Raw genomic sequence first — 486 nt, 5'->3', positions numbered from 1 at the left:
TGGTCGGCTATTCGATCGAATTTCTTTACAACCCGTTAATTCGGCCATGCATCAATAAGCATCTGCTAATTATCGGTGCGCGTGGGGTACGCAATGACCAAAAATCTCGGCAATGCACGCTATGTGCCGCCCAAGGACACGAGCATTTCCTTGTTCAGCAGGGTCGCGCCGGCGCTGTTCCCGCTCGTCGCGGCGGCGTTGGGCTACTTGATCGGGCGGCAGTTCCTCGGCCTATAGGACCATAGACATCAGGCGCCGGTCTCGGCTGTCGCCTCCTCAGCGCCGGCGTCGGCTCGCCTGACGCGATCGCTCGCCAGAAGCACGACAGGGCAGGCGACGGCGGCCAGCACGGCGGTCGCCGTGTCGCCGAAGAACAGCTCTTCGCCCGGCCGCTGGGTGACGCCCATCACCACCATCGCCGCGCCCTTGGCCGCTTCCCTGGCGATCGCCTGGTCGGGCGTGGCGCGCGTTCTGATGGCGGTCTCG

At 64.4% G+C, this 486-nt stretch carries 2 protein-coding genes; one reads left to right on the top strand and one right to left on the bottom strand.

Features of this window, described 5'->3' with window-relative positions; all coding sequences use genetic code 11:
* The first annotated feature begins 93 nt into the window (after positions 1-93).
* The gene (locus EN852_RS41175) at positions 94-237 is read left to right on the top strand and encodes a hypothetical protein (RefSeq protein WP_167531334.1); all 144 of its coding nucleotides are present in this window, start codon (positions 94-96) and stop codon (positions 235-237) included.
* 11 nt (positions 238-248) lie between these two features.
* On the opposite strand, the gene EN852_RS35050 is transcribed toward EN852_RS41175, so the two are convergent.
* The coding region (locus tag EN852_RS35050; RefSeq protein WP_189546349.1) for a universal stress protein at positions 249-486 on the bottom strand (238 nt) is incomplete at its 5' end.

Source organism: Mesorhizobium sp. M2E.F.Ca.ET.209.01.1.1, assembly GCF_004010375.2.
Lineage (GTDB): Bacteria > Pseudomonadota > Alphaproteobacteria > Rhizobiales > Rhizobiaceae > Mesorhizobium.
This window is presented reverse-complemented; position numbering and strand designations above follow the sequence as displayed.

Coding starts and splice junctions, on each gene's coding strand:
- EN852_RS41175 (WP_167531334.1), top strand. CDS start 94: ATGACCAAAAATCTCGGCAATGCACGCTATGTGCCGCCCAAGGACACG.